The organism is Curtobacterium sp. SP.BCp, from assembly GCF_051903255.1.
In the GTDB taxonomy this organism is placed as follows: Bacteria; Actinomycetota; Actinomycetes; order Actinomycetales; family Microbacteriaceae; genus Curtobacterium.
The window spans coordinates 967,101-986,593 of record NZ_CP194338.1 but is presented as its reverse complement, the minus strand read 5'-3'; the positions used below and the strand labels follow the sequence as shown (position 1 = coordinate 986,593).

Here is a 19,493-nt window from a genome sequence, read left to right as displayed (position 1 = left end):
GACGTGTCGGACCGGCGGGCCCGGCGCGGCGGGCCGTCAGTGCGTCGATCCTATTGGTCGCGACCGACAGTGAAACTGTACGGGGACTCAGGAAGGCGACCACTGCCTCCCGGCAGACCGCCTGGAGGCGCGGATCGCGACGTGCGCACACGTCGCGTGGACCGTGTGGCCGGTCTAGGACGTGCAGCGCGCGAGCCCCGCGGTGCTCTTCCCCGCCGCGATGGTCTGCAGGTCGGTGACCGCCTGGTCGAGCGTGCCGACCTTGTAGACGTCGAGCCCGTCCGGCACGTGCCCCACGACCTCGTCGCAGTTGTCCGCCGGAGCGAGGAAGATCGTCGCGCCCGCGTCCTTCGCGCCGTACATCTTCTGGCGGATGCCGCCGATCGGCCCGACCTGCCCCTGCGCCGTGATCGTTCCGGTACCGGCGACGTGCTTGCCGCCGTTGAGCTTGCCGGGGGTGATCTCGTCGATGATCCCGAGCGCGAACATCATGCCGGCCGAGGGGCCGCCGACGTCCTGCAGGGTGATCTTCACGTCGAACGGGAAGTCGTAGCGCTCGACGACGCCGACGCCCAGGAGCGCGGTGCCGTCCTGCTCGCGCGGCGTGACCCGGACCTGGCGTTCCGTCCCGTCGCGTTCGATCGTGACCGTCGCCGGGCTGCTCGTCCCGTGCTTCGCCACGGCGGCACGGAGGCTCGACGCGTCGACGTCCTCGGTGAGCTGCGTGCCGTCGAAGGCGCGGATGACGTCGCCCTTCTCGATCGTGCCGTCGGCCGCCGACCCCTTCTGGACGGTCCCGACCTCGAGTTCGGTCGGCACCGGGATGTCCTGCTGGACGAGGGCTGCGGCGACGGCGGACTGCTGCGACTGCTGCATGTCGGCGGTGTCCTGCTGGCTGATCTGCTCGTTCGTGGTGCCGGGCGGGTAGATCTGCGACGCGGGGACCACGGCCTGGGACTTCGTGAACAGCGCGCGGATGACGCTCGTCCAGCTCGGCCGGTGCGTGGCGTCGCCCTGGACGCCGACGGTCAGCATGTCGAGCGCACCGGACGTCGGGTAGGTCTTCCGCCCGGAGATCTGGATGAGCTCGACCTCCTTCGCGTCCTTGCCCTGGCCCTGCTCCTGCGTGCCGATGGTGTTGTAGACCGGACCGGGCACCTCGATGAGGTACGGGCTCGGCAGGAAGCTGGCGAGGAGGCCGAGCACGACGGCGCCGATGACGAACGCCCAACCGAGCGTCCGGGCACGCGATCGACGACGGGGCTCGGGGGCGAAGAGCGTCACGCAGGGTCCTTCCACGGGGGTGTTCGCCCTCGGCGCAGCGGTTCGGGCGTTCCCACGGGAGCGTCCCAGGTCGGTGCCCGTGAGCAGCGGTTAGCGTAGTCGGCATGCCTGATGAACCGCAGCCGGGGCCGGACGACGACTTCCAGGAGATGCTGCGCAAGCTGCTGTCCGGGGAGGGCCAGATCGACCCGTCGCAGCTCGCCGGTGCGGCCGGGCTCCCCGACGACCCGGCGTTCGTGGCCAACCTGATGAGCCAGCTCCAGCGGGCCGCGCAGTCGGGTGGTGACGGCATCGACTTCTCGGTCACCGCCGAGCGTGCGACGGCGATCGCGCGGGAGGGCGGCCACGCGGTCGACCCCGCGACCTCGCAGGCGTCGGACGAGGCGTTCCAGGTCGCGGCGCTGTGGCTCGACGAGGTCACGACCGTCGCCGAGCTCACGGCCACCCCGAGCCTCTACACCCGCGAGCAGTGGGCGAAGGCCACCGCTCCGGTGTGGACGCAGATCGCGGAGCCGGTCGCCTCGAGCATCGCGAACGCCCTCACCGAGGCGATCGACCAGCGCGCGCCCGAGGAGCTCAAGGCCATGCTCGGCGACGTCTCGAAGGCGATGCGCGGCGTCGGCGGTGCCCTGTTCGCGATCCAGCTCGGGCAGGTCGTCGGACAGCTCTCGAAGGAGGTCGTCTCCGGCGGCGACGTCGGCGTCCCGCTGCTCGACGAGCAGGTCGCGGCGCTCCTCCCCCAGAACGTCGCGGAGTTCGCCGAGGGGCTCGACGTCCCCGAGGACGAGGTCCGCATCTGGTTGGCCGTCCGCGAACTCGCGCACGCCCGGCTCTTCCGCTCGGCCCGGTGGCTGCGACTGCACATCATCTCCTCGATCACCGACTACGCGAAGGGCATCCACATCCCCTTCGACCGCGTCGAGGAGCTCGCCGCCGACATCGACCCGACCGACCAGGAGCAGCTCCGCGACGCCCTCGCGTCCGGCGCGCTGATCCCCCCGCGGACGCCCGAGCAGGACGCCGCACTCGCCCGCCTCGAGACGATGCTCGCGCTCGTCGAGGGCTGGGTCGACACCGTCACCGCGGCAGCCACCGCCCGGCTCCCCCGCGCGGACGCGATCGCCGAGATGGTCCGGCGGCGTCGAGCGGCCGGCGGTCCGGCCGAGTCGGCGTTCGCCACGCTGGTGGGGCTCGAGCTCCGGCCGCGCCGTCTCCGCGAGGCCGCGGCGATGTGGCAGCGGGTCACCGACGAACTCGGCGCCGAGGGCCGGGACGCCCTGTGGTCGCACTTCGACGCGGTGCCGACGTCCGAGGACATCGACGCCCCGGACGCGCTCGTGCTCCGCCTGAAGAACCCGGGCTTCTCCGCGGAGGACGACGAGTTCGACAAGGCGCTGCAGGACCTCCTCGACGACAGCACCGGCAGCCGTCCGCACGAGGACGAGCAGGGCCGGGTCGCGGACCCCGACGGCAGCGGGGACACCGACGGGAACGAGGGCGGCGCGGACACCGACGGCGACGAGGGCAGCGCGGGGCCGAAGGCCTAGCGGCGCGGGTTCTCCACAGATCGCCACCGCCCGCCCCGAGCACGGCCCGGGTGCGCGACGGTGGGTGCATGGGCATCCGCATCGACCCGACGCTCGAGTTCGTGTGGCGTGATCCGGCGACCGTGCAGCTCGGGGTCGACCCGCCACGGGCCGTCATCCCCGTGCCCACGACGGCCGAGGAGCGCTTCCTCTGCGCGCTGCGCCGTGAGACCGGCCGCGACGCGCTGACCGCGCTCGCCGACACGCTCGGCTGCCGACCGGAGGTCGCGGCGTCCGTGCTCGCGGCCGCCTCCCCCGCCGTCGTCGAAGTCCTGCCGCCGCCCTCGCCCCGCGTGCAGGTGCACGGGAAGGGGTCGCTCGCCGACATGATCGCCGCACAACTCGCCGGCGAGGGCACGGAGGTGGTCCGGACGGAGCCCTCCCCGACCGCGCGCGACCGGCCGACCGCGGACACGGAGCCCGACGACGTTCCGCTGGCGTTCGCCGTCGTCGTCGCCGACCACGTGGTCGACCCTGCGCTTCGGGCGTCGTGGACGCGGCGCGACGTCCCGCACCTGGCGGTGGTGGTGGGCGACGGCACGGTCCGGATCGGTCCGGTGGTGTCGGACGACCGCGGTCCGTGCCTGCAGTGCCTCGAGTACGGCCGTTCGGACGAGGACCCTGCGTGGCCCGCCGTCGCCGCGCAGGTGTGGGGGCGTCCTGCTGCCGCCCTCGGCCCCTGGCGCACGGCGGCGGTCGCGGTCGCCGCGGTGCGGGTCGTGCTCGGACGGCTGCCGAGTGCGACCGTCGCCCGCGGTCGTCCCGGGGACGCGGACCACCGGGACCAGCTCGTCCTCGACCGGTCCGACCTGGCGGTCACACGCCGCTCGGTGCCGCCCCATCCACGCTGTGCGTGTCGAGCGCTGCCAGGAACCGACTCGGCGCCCGGCTGCCCCCGCGCACCGAACCCTGCCGCGACCACGTCACCGTCACCGAGCGACGCGCTCGGGTGAGGCCCACGTAGAACAGGCGTCGTTCCTCGTCGACCTCGGTGTCGGTGGTGGCGTGCGAGATCGGCAGGAGCCCCTCGGCGGCGCCGACGATCACCACGTGCGGCCACTCCAGTCCCTTCGAGGAGTGCAGGGTCGCGAGCGTCACGGCGTCGAGTTCCGGCTCGTGGTGCGTGGCAGCGCGGTCGACGAGGTCCTGGGTGAACTGCTGCATCGTCGTGCCGGCGGGGGCGTCCTCGGCCAGACCCATGATCGCCTGCAGCGCCTCCCACTGCTCGCGCACCGCGCCGGTCCCCTCCGGCGGTGTCGGCGTCCAACCGCTGACCTGCAGCACGAGACCCACACGACGTGTCAGCTCGTCGTCGGTCTGCCGGACGGCCTCGCCCCGCATGTGGTGCACCGCGAGCTTCACCTCGGGTCGGTCGAAGAAGCGGGTGCCGCCCTGGACCCGGTACGGGATGCCAGCACGGCCGAGCGCCGACTCGAGTGCCGCCGACTGCGCGCCGACCCGGAAGAGCACCGCGACGTCACCGAAGGCCGCACCACCGGCGACGACGTCACCGATCGTCCGCGCGACGGTCTGCGCCTCGTCACCGTCGTGGACGCAGGCGACGACGGCCGGCTCCGGCCCGGGGGACGTGCTCTGGGCGACGAGGTCGAGCGCACCCGGCTGCCCGCGCATGAGCGTGTTGGCGGCGTGCACGACCTCGCGTGTCGAGCGGTAGTTCCGCTCGAGCCGCAGGACGGAACCACGCGGGAACTCCGACCCGAACCCGAGCAGGAACCCGCTCGACGCCCCCGCGAACGAGTAGATCGTCTGGCTCGCGTCGCCGACCACGCACACGTCGTCCCGGCCGCCGAGCCAGGCGCGGAGCAGTGCGTGCTGCACGGGCGAGACGTCCTGGTACTCGTCGACCACGAAGAAGCGGTACTGCTGCCGCACGTAGGACGCGACCCGGGGCTCCGACTCGACCATGCCGAGCGTCGCGAGCAGCACGTCCTCGAAGTCGAGCTGCCGACGGTCGTCCTTGAGCTGCTCGTAGGCGCGCATGAGGTCGACCACCCGCCGCGGGGTGGTGTCCCGCGGCATGGTGCGCTCGGCAGCGGCGGCCTCGTACTCGTCGAGCGTGAGCATCTGGACCTTGCGCCACTCGACCTCGGCGGCGAGGTCCCGCAGCACGGGGGTGTCGACGTGCAGTCCGACGGTGTCCGCGGCGTGCGCGATCACCCGTCCCTTCTTGTCGACGAGCCGCGGGGCGTGGCCGCCGACGGTGTCCGGCCAGAAGTAGCTGAGCTGGGCCATCGCCGCCGAGTGGAACGTGCGTGCCTGCACCGTGCCGGCGCCGAGCGCTCGGAGTCGCGACCGGAGCTCGCCGGCGGCCCGGGTGGTGAAGGTCAGGGCGAGGACGTGGTTCGGCGAGTAGGTGCCGGTCGCGACGCCGTACGCGATCCGGTGCGTGATCGCCCGCGTCTTGCCGGTACCGGCACCGGCGAGCACCGCGACGGGGCCGAGCAGCGTCCGGGCGACGGTGCGCTGCTCCGGGTCGAGTGCGGCGAGCAGCTCGTCCGGCGACGGCGACGCCGGACCGACGGCTGGGGCGTTCGGAGTGCGGCCCGCGCCGACCCCGTTCACGGCAGGTCCAGCGGCCCGCCGTACCACTCCTCGATGATGGCGCGGGCGATGGAGGTCCGACCGGGCAGCAGCAGGGTGTCACCGGCGCGTTCGCGGATCTCGTCGCGCGAGAACCACCGCACGTCGAGGATCTCCACGCCGTCCGGCCGCGCCGTGGTCGGGTCGCCGTCGGCCGCACGGGCGCGGAACCCGAGCATGAGGGACGCGGGGAACGGCCACGGCTGCGACCCGAGGTACTCGGGCTCCTCGACGCGGACGCCGGACTCCTCCCAGACCTCGCGCCGCACGGCGTCCTCGAGGGACTCCCCCGGTTCGACGAAACCCGCGAGCAGCGAGTAGCGGTCGGCGTCCCAGGCGGCGTTCGAGCCGAGCAGGATGCGGTCGTCCGCGTCCGTCACACCCACGATGATCGCCGCGTCGGTCCGCGGGAAGAGTTCGTGCCCCTCCGGGTCGCGGCGGACCCAGCCGCCCGTGGTGACCTCCGACGGGGACCCGGTGCGGGGCGAGAAGCCGTGCACGGCGTGCCAGTTCGCCATCGCGACCGCCTCGACCGCGAGGCCCTGGTCCCGCGCGGACAGCTCGGTGCCGAACATGCGCAGGCTCTCCCAGGCGTCCTCGTCCGGCTCGATCGTCCGTGCGGTGTCCGCGTCGACGAAGGCCGCGACGAACCGGGTGCCGGCCGGGGCGTCGGCCGCGTCGGTGATCGCACGCCCGAGGTAGAGCGTCACGGTGTCCGCAGGGACGTCCGCCGCCGACACGAAGCGCAGCGTGCCGTCGGCGTTCCGGAGCATCTCGGCTCCACGCAGCGGCAGGTACCGGGTCGAGGGGTCCTCGCGCAGGACACGGTCGAGGTCGGGCGTGGTGCGGAACTCGGCATCGCGGTCGAGTTCGTTCCGGGACAGCGGCAGTCTGGCGGCGAACTCGACGGTCACGGCGGAGGGCTCCTCAGATCAGCGGCTTCGGCCGGGAGCGCCCGGGTCAGCGTGGCGCGCCCGGATGGCGACGACACGGACCTACCCTGATGGGCATGGCGGGATCCCAGTTCACTCTAGCCGCGTTGGCGACGACGGCCGTGCCCGGGCTCGTCGTCACGGGCACGCGCACGCTCGGCTCGGCGGCGTCCGGGGACTACGAGTCGGCGGTCCTCCGCGACGCCGACGGCACCGCGCTCGCGATCCGACGACCACGCAACCAGCGCGCCGAGGCGCGGCAGTCCGCCGACCTCGTCGCGATCCGTGCGCTGAGCGCCGGGATCCGCACGCGCCTCCCGTTCGCGGTGGCCGAGTACCGCGGCCAGGCGCCGATCGGGTCGACCCGCGCCATCGTGACCACCTACGTGCCCGGCACGCACCCGACGCTGCGGTCGCTCGCGGACCGGCCCGACCTCGCCACCTCCGTCGGCCGCGCCGTCGCCGCCGTCCACCAGCTCCCCACGAGCTTCGTCACCGACGCCGGCCTGCCGTCGCTCACCCCCTTCGAGGTGCTGCGCTCCGCGGTCTCGGTGATGGACCGTGCGGTCGCCACGAAGCTCGTCCCGGCGGCGCTCAAGGAGCGCTGGGAGGGCGCGGCCCGCGACCAGCAGCTCTGGCAGTTCACGCCGACCGTCGTGCACGGCTCGTTCGGCACCGAGTCGGTCCTCGTCGAGGGCGACGCCGTGTCGGGTGTCCTCGGGTGGGGCGAGCTGCGGCTCGGCGACCCCGCGAAGGACCTCGCGTGGGTGCTCGCCGGTCGCGCGGAGGCGTTCGACACCGTCCTCAGCGCGTACGAGGCGAACGGTGGCGGCCGGGACCGCCAGCTCGCGCAGCGCGCCCGCGTGCACCACGAGCTCGAGACCGCGCAGTGGCTGCTGCACGGCGTGCAGGTCAAGAGCACCGAGGTCGTCGACGACGCGGTCGCGATGATGCACCGGCTGGTCGACGCGGTGCACGCACCGAGCGCGGCACCGCTGCAGTCGGTCTCGCCGGAGACGATGGAGATCGGCGAGGTCGAGCAGCTGCTGTCGTCGACCGAGCGTCGACACGGCTGACGCCACCACCTGACGGCCTGGAGGCTCGGTGCCGGCCCGCACCGTGCCTCCCGTCCGGTGCTCCACGCCCTGCGCGCGGGGCGCGACGCGGGATCGTCAGCCGACCGCGTCGCGCCAGGCCCGCTCGAGACCGGCGCGGTCGAGCAGCCCGGTCGGTCGCACCTCGAGGTCGTCGGCCACGAAGTAGAACACCGCATCGACCTCGGCGAGCGGCCGCCCCGTGAACTCCGCGTAGGCGACGCGGTACAGCGCGAGCTGCAACTGCCGCTTCGCGAGGTCGTCGCGTCCGCTCGGCGCCTTGCCGGTCTTCCAGTCGACGACCTCCGCCCGCCCGTCGATCTCGTACACGGCGTCGAGCTTGCAGATCACGCTGTGCCCGAGGAACGGGATGTGGATCTCGCGCTCGACCTCGACCGGCGTCAGCTCAGCCCACCGCGAGCGCGCGAAGGTCTCCTGGAACGCCGCGAGCCGCCGGGCGTCGTCGTCGGTGACGGGTGCCGTCGGCGAGGCGTCGGGCAGGTCGTCCGTGTCGAGATCCGCCTCGCCTTCCCACAGGTCGAGCGTCTCCAGCGAGCCGCCCGCGCGCGCACGCTGCTCGACCCACTGGTGGAACAGCGTGCCGAGCCGGGTCGCGCGGTAGGGCCGCTCCGGCATCGGGCGTCGGAGCCGCTCGGCGACCCGGTCCGGCTCGGACAGGTAGTCCTTGAACCCGGAGGCGGGCACGCGGTGCGGCACCACCACGGCGTGCCGGGCGCTGCGGACCGCGGCCCGCTCGGCGAGCAGCAGGTCGATGTCCGCGGCGAACCGGCCGGCGGCACCGGGGTTCGCGTTCCGGACACGGTCGGCCGCGGCGTGCACCCGCGCCGCCCGCTGGCCGAACGGCACGTGCGGCCACGACTGGGTCGCACCGGACTCGCCCAGCGGGTCGTGTTCGTGGTGCGACTGCTCCGGAACGGCATCGGCCGCGATCACCCCGGCGTCCCGGAGGTCGACGAGGTACCGGCTCGGCGCGGTCGGCTTCACACCGCCGGACCAGAACGAGCCGGACACGAGCAGGTCGTGCTTCGCCCGGGTGAGCGCCACGTAGGTGAGGCGTCGCTCTTCGTCCTCGTTGCGGATCTGCATCTCGGCCTTGAACGCCTCGATCGCGTCGCGGACGTCCTTCTGGGTCTCCTGCCCGCGCCACGCCAACCGGGGCAGCTCGTCGGCGTCGCCGCGGAACTCGTACGGCAGCCGGCCGAAGCCGATCCAACCAGAGGAGCCCTCCTGCGGCCGCGCGGGGAGGCCCCCTTCGACCATGCGCGGCACCGCGACGGCGTCCCACTCGAGGCCCTTCGACCCGTGGATCGTCAGGATCTGGACCGTCCCGGCCTCGGGTTCCTCGGACCGCGGTCCCATGTCGTCCCGTCGGGCGGCGGCGTCGATCCAGCCGAGGAACGCACCGAGGTCGGCACGGTCGTCGGTGGTGACGAACCCGGCGAGCTCGTCGAGGAAGGCGTCGAGGAACGCCTGGCTGCCCTGCTCGTGCGCGGCGACCTCGACATCGAGCCGCATCTCCTGCACGACGAGCGTCACGAAGTCGACGAGGTCCCCCCGAGCACGCTGCCGCAGGGCCTGGAGCTGCTGACCGAGCGCGCGCATGCGTGACCGTCCGGCCGGCGAGATTCGGTCGAGGGCCCCGTGCTCGTCGGGCGCGGTCGCCACGAAGTCGAGCGCGTCGACGACCGAGCCGTGCTCCCCCGCGGCGACCGACGCCCGGAACGCCGCGGTCAGGTCGTCGTCGAGCCGCTGCTGGGTGTGGTCGCGTCCGAACAGCCACTTCGCGAGGTCGTGCAGTGCGGCGATGTCCGCGGCGCCGACCCGCCACCGAGCACCCGCGAGCAACCGGATGAGGTCGTTGCCGGCCGCCGGGTCGTGCAGCACCCGGAGGCACGCGACGAGGTCCACGATCTCCGGACGCTGCAGCAGCCCGCCGGTGCCGAGCACGTGGAACGGCACCCCGAGCTCGCCGAGCGCCCCGGTGAAGGCCGCGAGGTCCTTCCGGGCCCGGAGCAGCAGCGCCATCGACGCACGGGGATCCCGCCGCCGATGAGCACGGAACCACTGCGCCACCGACGCGGCTTCCTCAGGCAGGGTCTCGGCGAAGACGACCTCGACCGAACCGTCGTCGGCACCGGGTCGCGGGGAGAGCCGCTCGACCGCGACGTCCGAGGCCTCGGACAGCGGCGACACGACGGCGTTCGCGGCGGCGAGGACGTCGACCGGGTTGCGCCAGCTCGTCGACAGCGGGAAGGTCACGGGGGTCGGCTGGTCGTCACCGCCGAAGTCACGCGGGAACCGGCCGAGGTTCGCCGCGCTCGCGCCCCGGAAGCCGTAGATCGACTGGTGCGGGTCACCGACCGCCATCACCGGGTGCCCCCGGAACAGTCGTGCGAGGAACCGGGTCTGGACGACGGACGTGTCCTGGTACTCGTCGAGGAGCACCACGCCGAACCGGCTCCTGAGGTCGTCGACCACGCGGGGCGCCGACTCGGCCGCGGCGAGCGCCAGGGCGATCTGGTCGGAGAACTCGACGAACCCCCGGTCGACCTTCTGCCGACGGAACCGCTCGACGAGGTCGGCGAGGGGCTCCAGGCCGCCGACCGCCGCCACGGCCTTCGCGACGTCGGCGTAGGGCTTGCCACGGTTGCCCGGCAGTTCCAGGACCTCCGCGAACTCGATCGCGAACCGCCGCAGCTGCTCGGGTTCGACGAGGTGCTCGGACGCTGCTCCGGCGAGGGCGACGACGGCCGCCGTGACGGTGTCGACGTCGCGGTCCAGGCCGGCGAGCCGGTCGTCCCGGGCCTCGACCACGACCCGGCGGGCGAGCTGCCAGGCAGAGGGCTCGGTGAGGACCTGCGACTCGCCGTCCCGGCCGACCAGGAGTGCGTTCTCGCGGAACACCGAGTTGGCGAAGGCGTTGTAGGTCGACACGGTCGGGGCCTCGAACGCGTCACCGGGGGTGATCAGGCCGACGTCCTCGAGGGCCCGGATGCGGTCGTTGATGCGCACCGAGAGCTCGCCCGCGGCCTTGCGGGTGAAGGTCAGGCCGAGGACCTCGTCGGGGCGGACCAGACCGTTGGCGAGGAGCCACACGACCCGGGACGCCATGGTCTCGGTCTTGCCGCTGCCGGCCCCGGCGACGACGAGGGCGGGGGCGAGCGGCGACTCGATGACGGCGCGCTGCTGGGCGGTGGGACGGGGACGGCCGAGGGCGTCGGCGATCTCGTCGGCGCTGCGTGCGACAGCGACGGCGACCTGTTCCGTGCTCACCAGGTGACCTCCCCGACGACGTGGATCCGGCACTCGGCGCCGGTCCGGGACTGCTCGCAGTGGTCGTCCACGTTCGCGAGGAACGTCCGACCGGCCATCCCGCGGGCGACCCCGTGCAGGCGCTCCCGGTAGGCCTCACGCGCGTCGGGGTCGAACGCGTGCTGCGTCCGCTCCGAGTACGCGTGGGTGCTCCGGGCGTTCTGCACGAACACCAGCCGGGCGTCCGCCATCGGCGCACCCGCCGGGACGCCCTCGACGGCGCCGTCCTCGACCGCGAGCTGGTACGCGCCGAGCTGCGGGTGCTCCGGCATGTCGTTCTTCTCGCTGGGCATCGACCGACCGGTCTTGAGGTCGACCACGCTGATGCGTCCGTCGGCGTCGACCTCGATGCGGTCGATGCTGCCGCGCATCCGTGCCGGGCCGGTCACGAGAGAGAACGCGGTCTCGGCACCGAGGAGGCGCCGGCCGGCCGCGGCGAAGGTGCGGAGGTAGTCGCTCAGCCCCTCGATCATCCGGCGGGTGCGGGCGCGCTCGCGGTCGGCGATCCAGGGGGACTCGAAGGTGAGCTCGCCCCAGCGGGACTCGACGTGCGCCCAGAGGGACTCGACGTCGACGCTCGTGGCGTGCTCCATGGCGTCGTGGACGATCGTGCCGATGCCCATCGCCGGGCTCGGGGCGCCGCCGCCGAACGTCTGCACGAACCAGTGCACCGGGCACTCCTCGAACGTGCCGATGCGCGACGGCGAGACGCTCACGGTCGGCGCGACCACCGGTCCGCCCTCGTACTCCGGCGCCGGCTCGGCGTCGAGGTCGACGAGCGGTGCGTCGGTCGTCGGTTCCGCCGTGCCGTACCAGTCGTCCGGGTCGGCGCCGGGGACCTCGGCCTCGGCCAGACGGGCGAGCGCGGACGCGGCCTCCGGGTCACCAGAGGCCACGACCCGTCGTCGGAGCGAACCGGCGAGACCGCGCAGCGACAGCGGGTGCACGGTCGCGGCGCGGTCCGGCGGCTCCGGGACGAGGCGGACGAACGGCGACGGGGACTCGTCGTCGTTCGCGACCGTGCCGATCACCACCTGGCTCGTCGCCCGGGACACCGCGCGGGCGAAGAGGCGGAGCTCGTCGGCGATCACCGCGGCGCGGTCGTCCACGGCCGAGCGCTCGGTGCCCTCGGCCGCGCGGACCATGCCGTCGGGGTCGAGCAGGCTGCCGCGGACCCGGGTGTTCGGCCACACGCCGTCCTGCAGCCCGAGGACCACCACCACGTCGCACTCGAGGCCGACGGTCGCCGACGGGGTGAGCACGCGCACCCGGCCGGCGGTCCGGTCGGGTCCGATGGAGTCCTCCGGGAGGTCCGCGTCGAGCAGGTCGTCGACGAACACCCGCGCTGGCGCGTCCGGCGTGCGCTCGACGAACCGCTTCGCTGCGGTGAAGAGCCCGACCACGGCGTCGAGGTGCCGGTCGGCCTCCCCCGCGCCCACGCCGCCGGCCTCGGACTGCGACCGCCAGACCTCCGCGAGACCGCTGCGCTCCCAGAGCCCCCAGAGGATCTCCTCGATGCTGGCGTCCGCCTCGGCGTCGGCGCGGGCCTGCACGAGGCTCTTCGCCAGCCGGGTGGCCCGCCGCGCGAACCCGGCGTCGATCGTCGCGAGGCGTTCCGGAGCGCCGAGCGCCTCGACGAGGAGCTCGTCGGCGGTGCGCGTGCCGTCACCCGCCAGTTCCTCGCGGCGGAGGGCGAGCCGCAGCCGCCGCATCGCGAGGGTGTCGAGGCCGCCGAGCGGCCCGGTCGCGAACGCGGTGGCGAGGTCCGCGTCGAGCGGGAGCACCCCGAGGGCGACGGCCGCCGCGTCGAGGAGTGACCGCGCTGCCGAGTCGTCGCGGACCCGCACGGGCGCTGCCCCCGCGGTCGCGGGCACCTCGGCCACGGACAGGGCCCGGACGAGCTCGGGGATCGCGGCGCCGCTGCGGGTCACGACGACCATCCGGTGCCAGGGCACGCCGTCGAGGAGCCGGTGCTCGCGGAGTCGCCGGGCGATCGCGACGACGAGCGCCGCACGGCTCGCGCCCTGCACGTGCACGACCGCGTCGGACCGGGCGTCGGCGACCGTGGCGACCGCGGAGCGCTGCCGACCGGCCGCCGCCGCGCCGATCCGTGCGGTGATGCCGGTGACGAGGGCCCGGACCGGTGCGGCGTGCCGGTGGACCGTCCCGAGGACGACCTGCTCGACGTCGGCGACGCCGAGCCGTGCGCCGAGCCGACCGAGCACGTCCGGCACGGCGCCGCGGAACGCGGACGCCGCGATGTCCGGGTCGCCGAAGGCCACGACCTGCACGCCCGAGCGGGCCAGCGCGCCGAGCAGCGCGATCTCGCCCTCGACGAGCTCCTGCGTGTCGTCGACCACGACGGTCCGGAGTGCGGCGACCGCCGGCGGGACCTGCCCGCGGAGGACGGCGGCGGTGGCGTACGCGACGAGCTCGGCGGCGTCGAGGCTGGTCGCGCGGAAGGCCGAGAGCGCGGCGCGGTACCCGTCGACGAAGTCCCCGACCGCGCGCCACTCCGGGTGGCCGGTCTCGTCGCCGAGTTCGCGCATCTCGTCCGGCTCGATCCCCGCGGCGACGGCACGCATCATCACGTCGCGCAGTGCCGTGCGGAACCCGGCGCGTTCGCGGACCACGGCCGTGATCGGCTCCGGCCAGTCCGGGCCCGTGCCGTCGGACTCGTGCCCGGCGAGGAGGTCGGCGATGATCCGGTCCTGCTCGCCGCCGGTGAGGAGCGTCGGGACCTCCTGCCCCTGTGCGACGGCGGCGTGCGTGACGACCTGGAACGCGAGGGAGTTCACCGTGCGGGCGAGGGCCCCGGGGACCACGCGGTCCACCGCGGTCGCCAGGCGGTCGCGCAGGGCCGTCGCGGCGGTGCGCGCCGAGGTGAGCGCGAGGACCGTGGCGTACCCGTCCGAGGAGATCGCGTCCGCTGCCCGGAGGCGCTGGGCGACGAGCCGGGCCAGGGTCGTGGTCTTGCCGGTGCCCGGGGCGCCGATGACCGCGGCGTGCCGGTCCGGGGGCAGCGCGAGCACGGCGTCCTGGGCCGCGTCGGGGGCCAGCGCACGCGCGACGCCCGTGTCGTCGGGGGTGGGCGTGAGGGTGGTCCGGGGCACGCTCGTACGGTACCCACGACGGCCGACACCGCCGACGCCCGACACGGCGCCGTGGACCGTTCCGCGCGGGTGGTGTGCGCCCGCGGCGAACGGCCGGAGCAGCCGGGGACCGCCCCGCTACGCTGTGGTCGTGGACATCAAGATCGGCATCATGAACAGCCCGCGCGAGATCGCGTTCGAGAGCGCGCAGACCGCTGACCAGATCGAGCAGGCGGTGTCGGAGGCCCTCACGGCGAAGGCCACGCACCTCTCCCTGCAGGACGAGAAGGGCCGTCGCTTCATCGTGCCGGTCGCGTCGCTCGCGTACGTCGAGGTCGGCGCGGAAGAGGCTCGTCGCATCGGCTTCGTCGCCTGACGTGGAGCTGCTCTTCGCCGTGCTCGGCGGCCTGCTCGTCGGGGCCGTCGCGCACGTCGTGCTGCCGTGGCGCGCGAGCCGGGGCGTCCTGGTGGGTCCGGTCGTCGGCGGCGTCGCCTCGGCCGTGCTCTGGGAGGCCCTGACCTGGGCCGGGTGGCCGTACGACGGCGGCTGGATCTGGGTCGCGGCACTCGTCGGCGCGGCCGTCGCGGCGGCCGTGGTCGCGTGGGTGCTCGGCAGCCGTCGCCGGGCAGCCGACGACGCGTACTACGAGCGCGTCCGGGCGAACGGCGCCTGAACCGCTGAGCCGCGCCGCGGCCGACCGCTCCGCCGGCGAACTCAGCAGAGCCGCCGGCGCTCTTGTGCGACTCAGGCGGTGAGGCCGAGCGCGTCCATCCGCCGACTGTGCGCTGCGATGAGCTCCGTCCAGACCGGCTCGAGCCGCGACTGGTCCTCCCGGGCGTGCGACGCGAGCGCCGACCGCGCCACGAGCAGGGTGTCCCCGACGAGTCGCCGGCCCCACATCGCCAGTCGCGACCCCACGCGGGGATCGGCCTCGATGTGCGCGGTCAGCTCCTCCACGACCGCCGCCTCCTCACGCGCGTCGAACACCGTGCGGAGCCGCTGCCGGACGTCGATCGGGAGCGAGCGCAAGAGGTCGTCGAACAGGTCGTTGAGGATGCCGGCGGTGACGTAGCCGGTGAGCATCGACTCGTACCAGTCGGCACCGCTCGTCCGCTCGAGGAAGCGGTCGATCGCCTCGCGGTGCGGCGCCATGAGCTCGGCCGGGTCCTGCCCGTTCCGCTCGATCTCGGCGACGATGGTCCGGTGTCGCTCGAGCGCGGTCGTCGCGAGCACGCCCGTGACCAGCCGTCCGGAGAGCGTCGGCGCCGCTGCCCCGGCGCGGCCCATCGTCTCGTACATCGACAGCTGCAGGTACGCGGCCTGACCGAGGTAGACGTCGAGCTCGGGGCTGACGTCGTCCAGCCGGAGCCGCTCACCGGACGCCTTCTTCGGGTTGCGCGAGGCGAGCCAGGCGGCAGCCAGCCGCGCAGCACGTTTCCGGTTCCACCAAGAGACCACGCCAGCAGCATAGGGGTCCGGACCCGGGACCCCGGTCCGCGTCGGTAGACTGGTCGGGACTTCCACCAGGACTAGGGTGATTCTTTGACTTTCGCAGACCTCAACATCGAGCAGGACATCGTCGACGCGCTCGCGACGAAGGGCATCATCGAGCCCTTCCCGATCCAGCAGCAGACGATCCCGCTCGCCCTGACCGGCCAGGACATCATCGGTCAGGCCAAGACGGGCACCGGCAAGACCTTCGGCTTCGGCCTGCCGCTCATCCAGCGCCTCGGAGCCGCTCCGGAGCCGGGCGTGAAGGCCCTCGTCGTCGTCCCGACCCGCGAGCTCGCGGTCCAGGTGACCGAGGACCTCGAGCTGGCCACCTCGAACCGCCCGACGACCATCGTGTCGATCTACGGCGGCAAGGCGTACGAGGGCCAGATCGAGCAGCTCAAGGCCGGCGCGCAGATCGTCGTCGGCACCCCGGGCCGCCTCATCGACCTGCAGCGCCAGCGCCTCCTCGACCTCTCCCACGTGCAGGAGGTGGTCCTCGACGAGGCCGACCGGATGCTCGACCTCGGGTTCCTCTCGGACATCGAGCGCATCTTCCAGGCCGTCCCGGCCGTGCGGCACACGATGCTGTTCTCGGCGACGATGCCCGCCCCGATCGTCGCACTCGCCCGTCGCTTCATGTCGCGCCCGGTGCACATCCGCGCGACCGACCCGGACGAGGGCCTGACGCAGGCGAACATCAAGCACGTCATCTACCGCGCGCACTCGCTCGACAAGGACGAGGTCATCGCCCGCATCCTGCAGGCCGAGGGTCGCGGCAAGACCGTGATCTTCACGCGGACGAAGCGCGCCGCCGCGAAGCTCGTCGAGGAGCTGAAGGACCGCGGCTTCAACGCCGCCGCCGTCCACGGCGACCTCAACCAGGAGCAGCGTGAGCGCGCCATGGCCGCCTTCAAGGCCGGCAAGCGCGACGTCCTCATCGCGACCGACGTCGCGGCCCGCGGCATCGACGTCGACGACGTGACGCACGTCATCAACCACACGATCCCGGACGACCCTGACACCTACCTGCACCGTGCCGGCCGCACGGGTCGCGCCGGCAAGACCGGCATCGCGGTCACGTTCGTCGACTGGGACGACCTGCACAAGTGGACGCTCATCGACAAGGCGCTCCAGTTCGGCATCCCGGAACCCGTCGAGACCTACTCGTCGTCCCCGCACCTCTTCGCCGACCTCGACATCCCCGCCGGCACCAAGGGCCGCCTCCCCGGTTCGTCGGCGCACGCCGCGTCGGCCGGCACCGGCGAGGGCAAGGGTGGCGACCGCCAGCGCGGCGGTCAGCAGGGCGAGGGTCGTTCCGGCGGCTCGCGGTCGCGTTCGCGCAGTCGCACCCGCTCGGGAGGCTCGGCTCCGGCCACGACGGAACCGTCCGACACGCAGGCGCCCACCACTCCCCCCACGGACGGCGCGACCGCCGAGGCCGGTTCCGGTGACGGGGCCGCCAAGCGCCGCCGTCGGCGTCGTCGCCGCAGCGGTGCCGGCTCGTCCGAGGCGACCGCCTCGGCACCGCAGGCCGCCGGCGAGGGCGAGTAGCGCCTCCAGGACGAAGGGTCCGTCGCTGACGCGACGGACCCTTCGTCGTCCCCGCCCACCGGGGTCGGGAAGGGACCGGGTTGCCGGGTCAGGCCAGGCGGGCGCCCGGACCGGAGACGGGTGCGGAACCGGTGGCCTCGGCGACGATCGCGTCGAACGCAGCGCGGGACGTGCGGTGCTCACCGAGTCGGTTCGGCTTGCCGGTGCCGTGGTAGTCGCTCGACCCGGTGACGAACAGGTCGAAGCGCACCGCCCAGTCGAGCAGGGTGCGTTTGCCGTGGGAGACGTTCTCGCGGTGGTCGACCTCGAGGCCGCCGAGCCCCGCGCCGACGAGCGCGCGCAGCATCTCTTCGTCGATGACGATGCCGCGCGACGACGCTGCCGGGTGCGCGATGACCGGGACGCCGCCGGCACCGCGGATGAGCTCGACACCGCGCAGTGGCGACGGAGCCTCGTGCGGTTCGTAGTACCCGGAGGCCGGGTGCAGGATGCCGCGGAACGCCGCGCTCCGGTCGGGTTCGAGGCCGCGGGCGACCAGGGCGTCCGCGATGTGCGGGCGTCCGATGGTCGCACCCTCGCTCGCCTGCGCGAGCACGTCGTCCCAGGTCAGCGGGTGGTCGGCGCCGATGCGCTCCACCATGCGGCGCGCGCGGGCCAGGCGGCCGTCGCGGATGCGGGTGGTCTCGGCGACGAGCGCGGGGTCGGTCGGGTCGACGAGGTACCCGAGCACGTGCACGCTGCGGTACCCGATGCGGGTGCTGAGCTCGAGGCCGGGCAGGAGCGTGACCGGGAGCTCGCGGGCGGTCGCGATCGCCTCGTCCCAGCCAGCGGTGGTGTCGTGGTCCGTCAGTGCGACGCCGTCCAACCCGGCGGCTGCGGCGGCCCGGACGAGCTCGGCGGGGCGCTCGGTGCCGTCGGACACGCTCGAGTGCGTGTGCAGGTCGATGAACGGATCGGGCACGTCGCCAATGGTATCCACAGGTGAGCACGCGTACAGGCCGCGGTGGTCGGGACGGTGCGAGGATGGGTGCATGGCCGACACCACTCCCCGCGCGACGAGCAACCGTTCCACGACCCCCGGCTCCTCGACCTTCAAGGACTACATCGGGTCGCAGTGGGCCGAGCGTGAGCGCCCGCTGCCCGAACCCCGCGAGCAGGCCGCGCACGCCGCCGCACGTCGGGCAGGCATCTCCGAGCTGCACCCCGGCCGCACGATCGTCGTGCCGGCCGGCCAGGCGAAGGTCCGCTCGAACGACTGCGACTACCCGTTCCGACCGCACTCCGCGTTCGCGCACCTCACCGGCTGGGGCTCCGAAACGGTCGTCGGCTCCGTGCTCGTGATGACACCGAACGGCTCCGGGCACGACACCACCCTGTACTTCCGGGCGACGGCGGGCCGCGACTCCGAAGAGTTCTACGCCAACCCGGAGATCGGCGAGTTCTGGGTCGGGCCGCGTCCGTCCCTGGCCGAGGTCGCAGCCGACCTCGGCGTCGCCACCGCCGACCTGGGCGACCTCGACGCGGTCGTCGATGGCCTCGACGCCACCGTGCTCGTGGTCCGCGACGCCGACACCGACCTGACCCGCTCCTTCGACGAGCGCCTCGGCAGCGCGGTCGGCGGCGCACCCGAGCAGGACGGCGCCCCGGCGACCGACGACGTCCTCGCCCGCGACCTCTCGGAGCTCCGCCTGGTGAAGGACGCGTACGAGGTGCACGAGCTCCGCCAGGCCGTGGCGGCGACGAAGGCCGGCTTCGACGACGTCATCGCCGACTTCGACGCCGTGCTGGCGCACCCCCGCGGCGAGCGCATCGTCGAGGGCACCTTCAACCGCCGTGCCCGCGCGGACGGCAACACCGTCGGGTACGACACGATCGCGGCGTCCGGGCACCACGCCTGCATCCTGCACTGGACCCGCAACGACGGCGCCGTGCAGCCGGGCGACCTGATCCTCATCGACGCTGGGGTCGAGGTCGACTCGTACTACACCGCCGACATCACCCGGACCCTGCCGGTGAGCGGCACCTTCACCGAGGTGCAGCGGATGGTCTACGAAGCCGTGCTCGAAGCGGCGGACGCGGCGTTCGCGATCGTGAAGCCGGGCATCACCTTCCGCCAGGTGCACGCCACCGCGATGGAGGTCATCGCCCGGAAGACCGCCGAGTGGGGCTTCCTGCCCGGCACTGCGGACGAGTCGTTGCAGCCCGAGAACCAGTTCCACCGCCGGTACATGGTGCACGGGACGAGCCACCACCTCGGACTCGACGTGCACGACTGCGCGAAGGCCCGCCGTGAGATGTACATCGACGGCGTCGTGCAGCCCGGCATGGTGTTCACGATCGAGCCCGGCCTGTACTTCCAGCAGGACGACCTGACGGTGCCTGAGGAGTTCCGCGGCATCGGTGTGCGCATCGAGGACGACATCCTCGTGACCGAGGACGGCGCCGAGAACCTGTCGATCGGGATCCCCCGGACCCCCTCGGAAGTGGAGGGGTGGATCGCCCGCTCCGGCCGCTAGCCTGAGCGG

At 73.6% G+C, this 19,493-nt stretch carries 13 protein-coding genes; 6 read left to right on the top strand and 7 right to left on the bottom strand.

All coding sequences use genetic code 11. The features are described 5' to 3' along the window. Positions 1-174 precede the first annotated feature (174 nt). The gene (locus ACRQ4C_RS04955) at positions 175-1,284 is read right to left on the bottom strand and encodes a YlbL family protein (protein WP_290132480.1); all 1,110 of its coding nucleotides are present in this window, start codon (positions 1,282-1,284) and stop codon (positions 175-177) included. Between the two features lie 104 nt (positions 1,285-1,388). On the opposite strand from ACRQ4C_RS04955, the gene ACRQ4C_RS04950 reads away from it, so the two are divergent. Next, positions 1,389-2,831: a zinc-dependent metalloprotease gene (locus ACRQ4C_RS04950; protein WP_439690345.1), complete on the top strand. Its 1,443-nt coding sequence runs from the start codon at positions 1,389-1,391 to the stop codon at positions 2,829-2,831. A gap of 855 nt (positions 2,832-3,686) precedes the next feature. On the opposite strand, the gene ACRQ4C_RS04945 is transcribed toward ACRQ4C_RS04950, so the two are convergent. Beyond that, a complete protein-coding gene (locus ACRQ4C_RS04945) occupies positions 3,687-5,453 on the bottom strand; it encodes an ATP-dependent helicase (protein WP_439690344.1) in 1,767 nt (588 codons plus the stop codon). Further along, positions 5,450-6,385 carry an NAD(+) diphosphatase gene (gene nudC, locus ACRQ4C_RS04940; protein WP_439690343.1) on the bottom strand — a complete coding sequence of 312 codons (936 nt, stop codon included), beginning with the start codon at positions 6,383-6,385 and terminating at the stop codon, positions 5,450-5,452. The genes ACRQ4C_RS04945 and nudC overlap by 4 nt, the downstream gene beginning before the upstream one ends. A gap of 95 nt (positions 6,386-6,480) precedes the next feature. Here nudC and ACRQ4C_RS04935 point away from each other — a divergent pair, with 95 nt between their 5' ends. Then, positions 6,481-7,479, top strand: a complete 999-nt coding sequence (locus tag ACRQ4C_RS04935) for a phosphotransferase (protein ID WP_290132484.1) — start codon at positions 6,481-6,483, stop codon at positions 7,477-7,479. Positions 7,480-7,575: 96 nt separating this feature from the next. Here the strand turns inward: ACRQ4C_RS04935 and ACRQ4C_RS04930 are convergent, their stop codons facing one another. Continuing rightward, on the bottom strand, positions 7,576-10,791 hold the full coding sequence (locus ACRQ4C_RS04930) for a UvrD-helicase domain-containing protein (protein WP_439690342.1): 3,216 nt from the start codon (positions 10,789-10,791) through the stop codon (positions 7,576-7,578). Beyond that, entirely contained in the window at positions 10,788-13,943 is a 3,156-nt protein-coding gene (locus ACRQ4C_RS04925; RefSeq protein WP_439690341.1) for an ATP-dependent helicase, read from the bottom strand. The genes ACRQ4C_RS04930 and ACRQ4C_RS04925 overlap by 4 nt, the downstream gene beginning before the upstream one ends. A 130-nt stretch (positions 13,944-14,073) precedes the next feature. Between ACRQ4C_RS04925 and ACRQ4C_RS04920 the strand changes: the two genes are divergently transcribed. Next, complete coding sequence (locus ACRQ4C_RS04920; RefSeq protein ID WP_400410082.1) at positions 14,074-14,298, top strand: DUF3107 domain-containing protein; 225 nt, start codon at positions 14,074-14,076, stop codon at positions 14,296-14,298. A gap of 1 nt (position 14,299) precedes the next feature. Then, positions 14,300-14,596 (top strand): hypothetical protein, encoded by a 297-nt coding sequence (locus ACRQ4C_RS04915; RefSeq protein ID WP_439690340.1) that lies wholly within the window; start codon positions 14,300-14,302, stop codon positions 14,594-14,596. Positions 14,597-14,667: 71 nt separating this feature from the next. Here ACRQ4C_RS04915 and ACRQ4C_RS04910 read toward each other — a convergent pair whose 3' ends face one another. After that, positions 14,668-15,381 carry a ferritin-like fold-containing protein gene (locus ACRQ4C_RS04910; RefSeq protein ID WP_400410086.1) on the bottom strand — a complete coding sequence of 238 codons (714 nt, stop codon included), beginning with the start codon at positions 15,379-15,381 and terminating at the stop codon, positions 14,668-14,670. An 84-nt stretch (positions 15,382-15,465) separates the two neighbouring features. Between ACRQ4C_RS04910 and ACRQ4C_RS04905 the strand changes: the two genes are divergently transcribed. Further along, a complete protein-coding gene (locus ACRQ4C_RS04905; protein WP_439690339.1) occupies positions 15,466-16,968 on the top strand; it encodes a DEAD/DEAH box helicase in 1,503 nt (500 codons plus the stop codon). A gap of 88 nt (positions 16,969-17,056) precedes the next feature. On the opposite strand, the gene ACRQ4C_RS04900 is transcribed toward ACRQ4C_RS04905, so the two are convergent. Further along, positions 17,057-17,929 carry a PHP domain-containing protein gene (locus ACRQ4C_RS04900; protein WP_400410090.1) on the bottom strand — a complete coding sequence of 291 codons (873 nt, stop codon included), beginning with the start codon at positions 17,927-17,929 and terminating at the stop codon, positions 17,057-17,059. Positions 17,930-17,999: 70 nt separating this feature from the next. Between ACRQ4C_RS04900 and ACRQ4C_RS04895 the strand changes: the two genes are divergently transcribed. Then, positions 18,000-19,484, top strand: coding sequence for an aminopeptidase P family protein (locus ACRQ4C_RS04895; RefSeq protein WP_439690338.1), 1,485 nt, complete (start codon positions 18,000-18,002; stop codon positions 19,482-19,484). Positions 19,485-19,493 lie beyond the last annotated feature (9 nt).

Excerpts from the sequence above, each read along its gene's own strand:
- ACRQ4C_RS04935 (WP_290132484.1), top strand. The coding sequence starts at position 6,481 with ATGGCGGGATCCCAGTTCACTCTAGCCGCGTTGGCGACGACGGCCGTG.
- ACRQ4C_RS04950 (WP_439690345.1), top strand. The coding sequence starts at position 1,389 with ATGCCTGATGAACCGCAGCCGGGGCCGGACGACGACTTCCAGGAGATG.
- ACRQ4C_RS04895 (WP_439690338.1), top strand. The coding sequence starts at position 18,000 with ATGGCCGACACCACTCCCCGCGCGACGAGCAACCGTTCCACGACCCCC.